Here is a 12,133-nt window from a genome sequence, read left to right on the forward strand (position 1 = left end):
TGGAGTTCAAAAATCACCCCTGTCGCCCGTTGGGCTCCTGTCCCCTTGGGGGACAATCGCTGCGAAGAAGGGATAGGGGTGAAAAAAAAGAGAAATATATTAATATGAAACGCATAATGTTGTTGCTGGTAGTAATTACCGGCATTTTCTTTTTGCAACCGTTAGCGGCACATGCCGGAGATACAGTACTTGCGGCAGCCGACGCGGCATCACAACAAACCGATACTTCAAATATTCTTTTGGCAAAGGAACGACAAACGCCTTTCTCAATTATGACCCTTTTTCGGGGATTGTTAGGAATGGTTGTATTGGTTTTTGTCGGTTTTCTTTTTAGCTCTGATCGCCGCAATATTCCCTGGCGAACAGTTGGAATTGGTCTGTTAATGCAGATTTTATTGGCATTGGGAGTTTTGTATGTGCCTATTGTGGAGGCTGGTTTTGCATTTTTTGGAAAGATATTCGTTAAGGTCCTCGACTTTACCAAAGAGGGGAGTATTTTTCTTTTGGGCGATCTGATGGATGCCGATACCTATGGTTATATTTTTCTTTTCCAGGTGTTACCAACCATTATCTTCTTTTCAGCCTTAACCAGTTTGTTGTTTTACTGGGGAATAATCCAAAAGATTGTGTACGGACTCGCGTGGGTGTTTACCAAAGTTCTTCGGATTTCAGGTGCAGAAGCTCTTTCGGTAGCCGGGAATATTTTTCTTGGGCAAACCGAATCGCCGCTGATGATTAAAGCCTATCTTGATAAAATGAGCAAATCGGAGATTCTGCTGGTTATGACCGGTGGAATGGCAACACTTGCCGGAGGAGTTTTGGCGGCTTATATTGCACTCCTTGGCGGCGATGATCCTCAGCTTAGGCTCGAGTTTGCCAAGCACCTGCTTACGGCATCAGTAATGGCTGCACCTGCGGCAATTGTATTTTCAAAAATGCTGGTACCGCCCACCGAAGCGATTAACAAAACCATTGAAGTAAACCGCGATAAAATTGGAAGTAATGTGCTTGATGCGATTACAAATGGAACTACCGAAGGTGTAAAATTAGCCGTGAACGTTGCAGCAATGCTTTTGGCTTTTATTGCTTTTATTGCCATGTTCAATTTTATTTTTACTAAGGTAGGAGCGTGGACACACCTCAACGATTTAATTGCCAACGTTACCAATGGTAAATATGAAGAGCTTTCGCTGCAATTTATTTTGGGTTATACGTTTTCGCCAATTATGTGGTTAATTGGAGTGTGTCCTGAAGATATTGCAGTAGTTGGTCGTTTATTGGGTGAGAAACTGATTCTAACCGAATTTATTGGTTATGTATCTTTGGCAGATTTAAAAGCTGCCGGTGCATTTACCGAGAGCAAGTCGATTATTATGGCGACATATATATTATGTGGTTTTGCTAATTTTTCATCAATCGGAATTCAAATTGGTGGAATTGGAGCCCTGGCACCAAAACGCCGGGTGTTGTTGTCGCAATACGGAATGCGTGCATTGCTGGCCGGAACACTGGCTTCGTTGATGTCGGCAACTATTATTGGTATGATTCTCGGGTAATATAAAAACATGTTAATTAATACTTTGGAAAAGTAAACCAACTGCGAATAAAGCAATCACAGTGCTATGTTTTGTTTTTAAAAGCAAATAATCCACTGTTTTTTTACTGGTTCAGCATGGTGGAAGTGAACTGAACAACAGCGATTTTCAGTTTATCGGAATAAAAGATTGTTACTTTTTATCCTTATTCTGGTGCAGCACGCCAAACTCTGATCTCTGAACATTGAACTCTAAACTTTTAATGTTACTTTTGCACCTCAAATTTTTAGCTAGATATTTCAAAATGAGTCAAATGGAAATTCCGAGCAAGTACAACCCCGCCGAGGTTGAAGATAAATGGTACAAATACTGGATGGATAACAACTATTTCCATTCAACACCCGACGAGCGTGAACCTTATACAATTGTAATTCCACCACCAAACGTAACCGGTGTGTTACACATGGGGCACATGCTTAACAATACCATTCAGGATATTCTGGTCCGCCGTGCGCGCATGACCGGTAAAAATGCCTGCTGGGTGCCGGGAACCGACCATGCATCGATTGCTACCGAAGCCAAAGTGGTAAATAAACTAAATACTGAAGGAATTGATAAATATGATCTTTCGCGCGATGAATTCTTGAAACATGCCTGGGAATGGACCGATAAACACGGTGGCATTATCCTCGAGCAGCTTAAAAAACTGGGTGCCTCGTGCGACTGGGATCGTACAGCTTTTACCATGGACGAAGCCCGCAGCGAATCGGTAATCAAAGTTTTTGTCGACCTGTTCAACAAAGGAATGATTTACCGCGGTGTACGCATGGTAAACTGGGACCCGGCAGCTAAAACTGCACTTTCTGATGAGGAAGTGATCTACAAAGAAATGCAGGGAAAACTGTATTACCTGAATTATAAAATTGAAGAAGACGAAGCCCCTCTGACTCCCCGAGGGGGAGGACAAACAGCCGCTATATAAAACTGCACGCAAAGCAGATTATGAACTGTTGAAGAAAAATGCGAAAGAACTTCGTAAGTTCTCTACAGAAGCAGAAAGTGCTTTGTGGAAAATGGTTCGTGCAAAGAAATTAGGCGACAAGTTTAGAAGACAACATATAATCAATGATATTATTGTGGATTTTGTTTGTCTGGATAAAAAGCTGGTAATTGAAGTTGATGGAGGATATCACAATAAACCTGAAATCCAGGAATTAGATCAGCTTAAAACTGATATTCTAAATGAGTTAGGATATAAAGTTATTCGGTTTACAAATGAAGAAGTACTTGTAAATATAGATGCTGTAATGGACTCTATCCAGAGAGCACTTCTTAGCTCTCCCCCCACGGGGGAGTCGGAGGGGCCTTCGTTACAATCGCAACTACTCGTCCTGAAACGATTTTGGGCGATACGGCCGTATGTGTAAATCCAAACGATGAGCGTTTTGCCCACCTGAAAGGAAAACGTGTTTTGGTGCCGCTGATCAACCGTTCAATCCCGATTATTGAGGACGAATATGTTGACATGGAGTTTGGTACCGGATGTTTGAAAATTACACCTGCCCACGATATAAATGACTATGAAATTGGCCTGAAATATAACCTGCCATCCATCGATATTTTTAACGACAACGGAACGCTGAATGAAAAGGCGGAGATGTTTGTTGGTGAAGATCGTTTTGATGTTCGCGATAAAATTGTTTCAGAATTGGAGAAGGCAGGAAATCTGGCTAAAATAGAAGACTATACCAATAAAGTTGGTTTCTCGGAGCGTACCGATGTAATTATTGAGCCAAAACTATCGGCGCAGTGGTTCCTGAAAATGGAAGAACTGGTAAAACCGGCGTTGGAGAATGTGATGAACGACACCATTGCGTTTCATCCTCCGAAATTTAAAAATACCTATAAGCACTGGATGGGCAACATCAAAGACTGGTGTATTAGCCGCCAGTTGTGGTGGGGCCACCAAATTCCGGTGTATTATATAGAAGCCCCCAAAGTCCCCCGAAGGAGGGAATTGGGGCTACGTGGTAGCTGAAACGGAGGAGGAGGCCCGGAAACTTGCAGTAGCTAAACACCCCTCCCTTGGAGGGGAAGGGGGAGGCTTCTCTTTGAAACAAGACGAAGATGCATTGGATACTTGGTTCTCGAGTTGGTTGTGGCCAATAGCGGTTTTCGATGGCATTCGCGAACCGGAAAACGAAGAGGTAAACTATTATTATCCAAGTTCCGATTTGGTAACTGCTCCCGATATTATTTTCTTCTGGGTAGCACGTATGATTATTGCCGGTTACGAGTACCGCGACGATTTCCCGTTCAAAAACGTATATTTTACCGGAATGGTGCGTGATGCACAACGCCGTAAAATGTCGAAATCGCTGGGTAACTCGCCCGATCCGCTGGACTTAATCGCCAAATACGGTGCCGACGGTGTTCGTGTGGGAATGTTGCTTTGTTCTCCTGCAGGTGGCGATTTATTGTTCGACGAAGGACTGCCGCAACAGGGAGCAGGTTTCTCAACAAAAATATGGAATGCTTTCCGCCTGGTGAAAAACTGGGAAGTATCTTTTGATATCGAACAACCGGAACATTCGAAACTGGCCATCGAGTGGTTTAAAAATAAACTGGCTCAGGTGGTGGAAACTTTAAATACACAGTTTGATGGTTTCCGAATCTCGGAAGCTTTGATGACGGTTTACACAACTGTTCGCGACGAATTCTCGGGGTGGTTGCTTGAAATGGTAAAACCTGCCTATCAACAACCGATTGATGAGAAAACCTACGCCGAAGTTGTGGAGCTGTTCGACCAGATGTTGCGACTAATGCACCCGTTTATGCCGTTTATTACTGAAGAAATCTGGCAGTTGCTTACCGAGCGAAAAGAAGATGAAAGTATCATGATCAGTCAGTTGCCTGCAGATACAAACTACGATGCGGCATTGCTTGCAGCTTTTGAAGATGTAAAAGAAGCGGTATCGGGAATTCGTAAAATTCGTAAAGACAAAAATATTGCCTTTAAAGATGCGATTGATCTTTCAGTGCAAAAAGGCGATAAAGGTTTTGATGCTAAATTCAATAGTATTCTTATTAAGTTGGGTAATCTAACTGATTTGACAGCTGTTGAAGAGGAAGTTAAAGGTGCAGCCTCGTTCCGGGTAAAATCAACTAACTTTTACATTCCGCTTGAAGGATTTATTGATGTGGAAGAAGAGTTGGAAAAATTGGAGGAGGAATTGAAATACGCCAAAGGATTCCTGAATTCAGTAATGAAAAAACTGAGCAACGAACGTTTTGTAAATAATGCGCCCGAAGCGGTAGTTGCCAAAGAAAAAGCAAAACAGGCCGATGCTGAAGCCAATATTAAAGTATTGGAAGAACGCATCGCTTCAATGAAATAAATTAATTTAGTCATAGTATGACTCTAAGTCATGCTATGACTATTTCTATACCTCCTTAACATCTGTTAAAAACCAGTTAAATAGTGTTATCTTCAATAGTGTTAAATTCTTTTGCATAGATTTGTGGAACGAATAGAACTACGCAATGATGTATAAATATTTACTACTGCTGTTAATTGTTTTTACCTGTTTTTCTGGTTGGGCGCAGGACGAGGAATATCCGGTAGATCCGATGTTAATAGAGCTGAAGGCAAAAATATTGAGTTCTTCCGATAGTTCAGCAGTTCCTTATGCCAACATAATTAATCATCGCACACACAGCGGAACAATCACCAATGGCGAGGGTATTTTTACACTTGAAATGCTTAACATCGATTCGCTTGAAATTACTTCGGTGGGGTTTAAAACCTTTATTCTGAAAGTGCCATCCTATTACACTGGCTACGAAATGCTTACTTTTTACATCGATCCTGTACTTTATAACGTTGGAGAAGTTACAGTTGAAGGTAAGGCGCAGCAGCTGGAATATTTTGATCATGGAAATCCAACAGATCTTGACCCAACCCTGAGAGGAGATGCATTTAATGAAAAACCACCTGTTCTCGCCGCACTTTTAAGTCCCTTATCATTTGCACAATATTACGGTAAGCGCGAAAAACGCAAACGAAAGGTGCGAGAAGACATGGCGATGATGAAAAACTGGGAAATGCACTCGGAAAACTACAATAAGGAAATGGTAATGAAACTTACCGGATTGAATGAAGTATACGCCGATACCTTTATGATGTGGTTTAACGGACAAAATGTGCTCCCTTATACCGCCACCGAATATCAGGTTAGGGAGTCGATTGTGCAGTATTACGAATTGTTTAAGCTGGATTATGATTTAGAATAATTGAACGAAAAATTCGACAAATGATCAATGACTTGTTAATAAAGAACAATTAAGTATTTTTCTTTTTTTTCTTTCATCTTTTATATTAAATATAAAAAGGCATTAATATCTTTAAAATGAAACCAAATATTTGTATTTACTTCCAAATTGATTATTAAGAGTGTTTAGTGTTGACGAAGCATCAAACGCAATGTTTCGAATCACATTCAAAACATGTTATTCAGCATGACCTTATGGATTTGAATGGTTGTAAATTCGTGTTGCAATCATTTAATATTCAAAGTTATGAAACGATTAATGTTTATTTTAGTGGTCATTGTTCTGGCCATGGGAGTCGCTGTAGCAGGCGATTACAAAATTCCCTTAATAGGATCAAAAGCTCCTAAATTTAGTGCAAACACAACAAACGGGAAGATTACTTTTCCAAATGATTTTGGGGATAATTGGAAGATTCTCTTTAGTCATCCGGCCGATTTCACTCCGGTATGTTCGTCCGAATTACTCGAATTGGCACACTTACAAAAAGAGTTCAAAAAACTTGGCGTTAAGGTAGCAGTAATATCTACAGATAATGTAGAGTTACATACCATGTGGAAAGCACATCTTGAAGACCTTGACTACAAACAAAGAGGAACAATAGATATTGAGTTCCCGCTTATTGAAGATCCTGATGGTATAACTTCGCGACTTTATGGTATGTTGCATGATCCAACAAGTACCAATCGCGATATCAGAGGAGTTTTTATTATCGATGATAAAAACATCGTTCGTTCGGTAAATTTCTATCCGGTAGAAGTTGGAAGAAACATGAATGAGTATGTTCGAATAGTAGAAGCATTACAACTTACAAAATCGAAATTTGTTTATACTCCTGCTAACTGGCAAAACGGGGACGATGTTATTGTTCCTTACCACCCTTATACAACCGCAGAATTGGAAGCCAATCCTGAATTATCGGATAGGTATTATATGGTGGGCGACCGAATGTGGTTCGAAAACGTAAAAGGTGCAACTGTTAAGGTTGAAAGTGAGAAAGACTAGGAAACGCAATTTTTTCATAGAAGAATGTTAAAGTCCGAACACTAAAAAAGGTATTTGCGTTTGCAGGTACCTTTTTTCTCCCCCAGAAATTTTTATTAAAAAAGAAAGCCCGGTGGTGACCAGGCTTCCCAATGAAAGAGTTAACCTTTCATTATTTTTGCAATCAAATAATAAACACAGTTAGAACTGGTTCACTATTGTAATTTTCCTTAACAAGCAAATGCTTATTTTGTTTGTTAAAAATTAGCTTAATTATTTGTAAGTGTTTCAGAAAAGAAGGCAAAAAGGAATTAGTTACCAATCTGATCTTTCAGCAATTTAACCTGATTAGACAGTTTGGTAATTTGTTCGTCTTTTTCTTTTAACTGATTTTGTAACTGCTGCGTTTCCGAACGTACATTTTCAAGTTGTCCCTGCAAGTTTTCAAGGTCTTTCTCTCCGGCTTTTATTTTGCCTTCCAGGACCTTGGCTTCTTCGTTTAGCCTGTTTATCTGAAAGTTCTTTTGGTCGATCGCAGAGTTCTTTTCAGAAACTTCGCTTTCCAGTGTGCTTACTTCGTTTTGCAACGATTGAACTGACGCTTCTTTACTTTCTAAGGCGTTGGTTAAGCGTTGTTTTTCAAAATCGAGGTTAAAACTGGTTTCCTGCAACGATTCCTGTTTGCTGTTTAATTCTTCATTCAGCACAGCCATTTCTTTTTTCAAGTTAGCAATGTCCTGTTCTTTCATGGCATTACTTTCCATCAATTCGTTTTTCATCGCTTCAAAATCGGCAATCAAAACTTTAATACGTTCGGCCTTGGCATTGTTTTCGGCATCAAGTTTTCGCGAAAGTTCTTCGGCTTGTAATCTGCCGGCTTCCATTTCAAGGTATTTCTTTTTTGAAACACACGATGTTAGTCCAATTAATACAACACTGATAACAAGAACGATATATTTCCTACTCATAATACTCTTTTTATGTTCAAAACAAATATACACAATAATAATTGGGTATAAAGCCTGAGTTCGATATTAAAATAGTTCACAGCTTTAGCTATTTATAGTTAGAAACTTTCACCGGTTTTCGAAGTACTATCGGGATAATGCAAGAAAATCGGGGGAAGTTTATGGCAAAAAGAGCAAAGCCAAAAGTCCTTCTTCCGCCATCTTTGCATTTAAAATTCTTTGAAATAACCCGTTAGTACTGCAGGATTTTAAATACAAATCTGACGCAATTATGACTTTCTGTGAAAACATTTTAATGCCGAATTCAGGTTAACAACGTTTAACTAGGTAGGAATGGTATTTATTTCTTACTTTTATTTTTTAAAATTGATGGTCATGAAGAAAACAATTATATTCATTTTTACAGTTTGTTTAGCCCTTACAACGCTGGGGCAGAATGGTTCAAAGGTGGCACACACCATTAAAGGAAAGGTGGTTGATGCCAATACAAATCGTCCGGTTTCGTACACAAATATTGGTTTGGAAGGTACTTTTTTTGGCACTGCCAGTGATAGCGAGGGAAATTTTGAATTAAAGATTCCTGAAGATATGGTGGAGAAAGATATATACTTTTCGGCGGTGGGATTTACCAACAAACAGTTTCCGGTAAAAGATCTTTTTGCGAAAGAGTTTGCAGTGGTAAAACTTGAATCGCAGTCGTACGGTGTTGATGAGGTTGATGTTGCCGCACAAAATAAAGTACTGATCCGTATTTTACGTATGGCTTCCGAAAATATTAAATACAACTACGGCTCCGGGCCTTTTAACATGCACTTTGCCTATTCGAACGAAACAGCGGTTAACGGACAGGTGAAAGCACCGCAAATTGCAAAGGTAATGCTCTACGATAAAACCGGATATACACATCCTTCGAAAGCTGATGCTTTTAAAGCACGAAATTACTTGGTGAACAAAGAGCAGAGCGACGATGATTACCGTTTTTCAAGCGCACAAATAAACCTCGATGATTTGCTTGGATTTGACTGGGTGCGTTCGGCATCGGGTATTTTGAGCCCGGCCTTGTTAGGCAATTATCAGTTAACATTGGAAAGCCAGCCGGTTATCAACGGAAAAGAATACTGGCTTATTTCTTTTAGCCCACGAGTTCCGTCATTGACAACTACCGGCGACTATTACGCCGGCACTTTTAAAGGGAAGATCACTATTAAAAAGGAAGACTATTCTATATTGAAAATTGTAGGTCAGGCAGTAGCTCCAAAAAACAATCGACAAAGCCGTGCGTTGGCCATAGGAGAAAGCAATAATGATTTTTATACCGATGTACTTTATACTTTTGAAGTGGATTACGACAATTTATTGCTAAAACGTGTGGCGCTGGATAAAACTTATTCGTACAAAGGCGAAAAGTTCTCCCAACAATCGGTATTGGAAATGAAGCGTGCACACACCAATAATCTTACTGTTATTGATTCACGCGACTATTTCCCGGGTGAGTAAATTAATATTGGCAAAAATAAAAACAGGGTTACGATTTAATTCGCAACCCTGTTTTTGTTTATATGGAGATGTCTTTAGTCCTCAGATGTAAACAAATCGTCTGCGTTTACTTGTTTAACCAGCATACTGTCTTTCAGCGTACGGTTAATAATAGTATAAGGAGCAGTAACTACTTCGTCGCCCTCCTTAATTCCTTTCAGAATTTCAATGCTGTTGTTATCCTGAATTCCGGTTTCCACTTCAGTTTTCATCACACGGCCATCGGTATATACAAAAACCACTTCTTGTTTTTCATCGCGCTGGACAGTGTTTTCTTCGTCCGAAGAATTTTCCGAATCGGCGTCGACTTCCTTAGTGCCTCCATCTGCTTTTTTAATACGGGTGGTCACTGCTGAAATAGGCACAGAGATCACATTCTCACGTGTCTCGGTAAGAATATCAACAGTGGCCGACATTCCCGGACGGAAAGGATAGCGGTTACCGTTCTCCGAATCGATCAGATCTTCGTAAGAATCTTTTAGCAGAAGTACTTTTACATCGAAGTTGGTTACCTGGTCGGAACTGGTACCCGTAACACTTGCCGAGTTGGCAATTTCGGTAACAATACCTTTAAATTTGCGGTTCAGGTAAGCGTCCACTTCTACCAGGGCAGTGTCGCCTTTCATTACCTTTACAATATCGTTTTCGTTAACTTCAACCTGTACTTCCATTTTGTTCAGGTCGGCAACGGTCATCATTTCTGTTCCCACCATCATGCTGGTTCCTACCACGCGTTCGCCTTTTTCCACATTCAGTGCCGAGATGGTTCCGGTAATGGGTGCGTAAATTTTTGTTTTTATCAGCTGTTCTTCTGCTTCATCAAGCGATGCCTGTGCACTCAATACTGAATATTGCGCAGCACGAGCTTCGGCCTGGGCAACTTTATATGCTGCTTCTGCCGATTCGAATTGCGAAACCGGAATGGTACCTTTTTCATACAATTGTTTGGAGCGTTTGTACGAAAGTTCGTTTTCAATTAGTTGTGCCTCGGCCTGTGCCTGTCTGGCTTTCGACGAGTTTACCGCTGCCTCGGATCGGTTTACTGCCGAAACATACATTTCGGGTTTTATCACGCAAAGGAGTTTTCCGCGCTCAACGGCATCGCCATCTTCAACATGTAATTCAACGATTTCACCGGCCACATCAGGGCTGATTTTTACCTCGGTTTCAGGTTGAATTTTCCCGTTGGCTGTTATAAACTCGGTAATGGTTTTACTTTCCACTGTTTCGGTTGACACTTTTACGCTAACATCGCTGCCCAGCCATCCTTGCTTTTTGCCCACAATGAGCACAATCATAATTACAACAGCAATTCCAATTATATAAGGTAATGTCTTTTTTTGCTTCATTTTAGTCAGCTATTTTTGTTTATAGGTAATAAATTGGCTTCTAAAATTACAAGAAAAATCGATTCCTTTACATTTAAAGTCCATTCGCTTCCAAAAGCAATTCCTGAAGTTACGCAAAACCGAAACATATCGGTTGCCGGGAATTTTGGATGTAGTATGAATTATTTATTCTTTAATCAGCATCCGCGCCGTTAAACGACTGTGCTGTTCCAGGTAAATATCCTTTTCTTTTACCATCCAATCGAGCACTTCTTCGGTGTAATGCCGGATGGTTACCAGCGTAAGATCGGTGTTGTATCTAATATTGTAATCTGTTGAAAGTTCGCTGAAGATCTCCACCAGGTTTTCGTCCGATGCATCGGCAACAATGTTTAGGTCGATGGCCGATTGTTGCATTAGCGTAACCTTGATCAGTTTTTCCATCAGAAATTTTACCACCCGCTCAATATCGCTGATTGAGATGATCGAGAAATCCAATGCTGAAAGTGTAATCAGCACCTGGTTTTCTTTTAGGATAAAAATAGGAGGCAGCTCAATTTTATGATCGATCTTATGAATAACAGTGCCCGGATTTTGAGGCTCAACAAACGATTTTACCAGCAGCGGAATCCCCTCGTTGTGTAGTGGCTGCATGGTTTTTGGGTGAATTACCTTTGCTCCCGAGTGCGTCATCTCCACGGCCTCTTTATACGACAGTTCGTTAATCATTACCGTGTCGCTCATTTTTTTAGGATCGGCACTTAAAACTCCCGGTACGTCTTTCCATATCGACACGCTCTCAACCTTTAACGAGCTACCGATAATGGCAGCCGTAAAATCCGATCCCTCGCGCCCTAAAGTAGTTGTGAGGTTGGTGGTTGTGGAGCCGATAAACCCCTGGGTGATGTATAACTCGGTGTCGGAGAAGTTGAATTCATCGCGGATCAGTTCACCGGTCCATTCCCAATCAACACGGGCATCGCGGAAAGTGTCGTCGGTTTTCAGGCAGGTGCGAATATCGATCCATGTATTTTTTTGTCCGGTAGCGGTAATGTAATCGCTAACAATTCGGGTAGAAATAAGCTCCCCAAAGCAGATGATCTGGTCGTATTCAAAATTAAAATCGTACGACGGCCGCGAATTTAATTTGTGTTCCAACTCGGTAAACAGTTCGTAAACACCTTGTGGCATCCCTTTTTCTCCAAACAGATCGCTAATAATTTCAAGGTGGTAATTTTTAAATTTATTGAAGATATTCCATCTTTCGTCGTCGTTGTTGAAGTATGTTTTTATCAATGTTTCCAACAGGTCGGTACTTTTTCCCATGGCCGAAATAACAACGGCAAGGTTTCCACTTTCACTTTTAATAATCTCAAAAACATTTTTCACGGCGGCCGCATCTTTTACCGATGCACCTCCAAATTTAAATACCTTCATAAAAATTGACTTTAAG

General features: G+C 40.5%; 11 protein-coding genes. 8 read left to right on the plus strand and 3 right to left on the minus strand.

All coding sequences use genetic code 11. The annotated features are described in order from the left end of the window. Positions 1 to 104 precede the first annotated feature (104 nt). The 7 genes from G0Q07_RS04690 to G0Q07_RS04715 all read left to right on the plus strand — a co-directional run bounded on the left by G0Q07_RS04690 (position 105) and on the right by G0Q07_RS04715 (position 6,869). Positions 105 to 1,556 carry a NupC/NupG family nucleoside CNT transporter gene (locus G0Q07_RS04690; RefSeq protein WP_246222982.1) on the plus strand — a complete coding sequence of 484 codons (1,452 nt, stop codon included), beginning with the start codon at positions 105 to 107 and terminating at the stop codon, positions 1,554 to 1,556. Positions 1,557 to 1,848: 292 nt separating this feature from the next. Next, on the plus strand, positions 1,849 to 2,517 hold the full coding sequence (locus G0Q07_RS04695) for a class I tRNA ligase family protein (protein ID WP_246222983.1): 669 nt from the start codon (positions 1,849 to 1,851) through the stop codon (positions 2,515 to 2,517). A 28-nt stretch (positions 2,518 to 2,545) separates the two neighbouring features. Then, the gene (locus tag G0Q07_RS04700) at positions 2,546 to 2,962 is read left to right on the plus strand and encodes an endonuclease domain-containing protein (protein WP_246222984.1); all 417 of its coding nucleotides are present in this window, start codon (positions 2,546 to 2,548) and stop codon (positions 2,960 to 2,962) included. Continuing rightward, positions 2,938 to 3,573 carry a class I tRNA ligase family protein gene (locus tag G0Q07_RS21000; RefSeq protein ID WP_262887991.1) on the plus strand — a complete coding sequence of 212 codons (636 nt, stop codon included), beginning with the start codon at positions 2,938 to 2,940 and terminating at the stop codon, positions 3,571 to 3,573. Before G0Q07_RS04700 ends, G0Q07_RS21000 begins: the two co-directional genes overlap by 25 nt. Continuing rightward, positions 3,563 to 4,933: a class I tRNA ligase family protein gene (locus tag G0Q07_RS20605; protein ID WP_262887992.1), complete on the plus strand. Its 1,371-nt coding sequence runs from the start codon at positions 3,563 to 3,565 to the stop codon at positions 4,931 to 4,933. Before G0Q07_RS21000 ends, G0Q07_RS20605 begins: the two co-directional genes overlap by 11 nt. A 145-nt stretch (positions 4,934 to 5,078) precedes the next feature. Further along, a complete protein-coding gene (locus G0Q07_RS04710; protein ID WP_163345000.1) occupies positions 5,079 to 5,828 on the plus strand; it encodes a carboxypeptidase-like regulatory domain-containing protein in 750 nt (249 codons plus the stop codon). 285 nt (positions 5,829 to 6,113) lie between these two features. After that, positions 6,114 to 6,869, plus strand: coding sequence for a redoxin domain-containing protein (locus G0Q07_RS04715; RefSeq protein WP_163345001.1), 756 nt, complete (start codon positions 6,114 to 6,116; stop codon positions 6,867 to 6,869). Between the two features lie 290 nt (positions 6,870 to 7,159). On the opposite strand, the gene G0Q07_RS04720 is transcribed toward G0Q07_RS04715, so the two are convergent. Then, the gene (locus tag G0Q07_RS04720; protein WP_163345002.1) at positions 7,160 to 7,816 is read right to left on the minus strand and encodes a hypothetical protein; all 657 of its coding nucleotides are present in this window, start codon (positions 7,814 to 7,816) and stop codon (positions 7,160 to 7,162) included. A gap of 375 nt (positions 7,817 to 8,191) precedes the next feature. On the opposite strand from G0Q07_RS04720, the gene G0Q07_RS04725 reads away from it, so the two are divergent. Then, positions 8,192 to 9,313 carry a carboxypeptidase-like regulatory domain-containing protein gene (locus G0Q07_RS04725; RefSeq protein WP_163345003.1) on the plus strand — a complete coding sequence of 374 codons (1,122 nt, stop codon included), beginning with the start codon at positions 8,192 to 8,194 and terminating at the stop codon, positions 9,311 to 9,313. A gap of 74 nt (positions 9,314 to 9,387) precedes the next feature. Here the strand turns inward: G0Q07_RS04725 and G0Q07_RS04730 are convergent, their stop codons facing one another. Next, positions 9,388 to 10,701, minus strand: a complete 1,314-nt coding sequence (locus tag G0Q07_RS04730; protein WP_163345004.1) for an efflux RND transporter periplasmic adaptor subunit — start codon at positions 10,699 to 10,701, stop codon at positions 9,388 to 9,390. A 165-nt stretch (positions 10,702 to 10,866) separates the two neighbouring features. After that, entirely contained in the window at positions 10,867 to 12,117 is a 1,251-nt protein-coding gene (locus G0Q07_RS04735; RefSeq protein WP_163345005.1) for an aspartate kinase, read from the minus strand. Between the last annotated feature and the right edge of the window lie 16 nt (positions 12,118 to 12,133).

The sequence above is a fragment of the Draconibacterium halophilum genome, from assembly GCF_010448835.1.
Taxonomy (GTDB): domain Bacteria; phylum Bacteroidota; class Bacteroidia; order Bacteroidales; family Prolixibacteraceae; genus Draconibacterium; species Draconibacterium halophilum.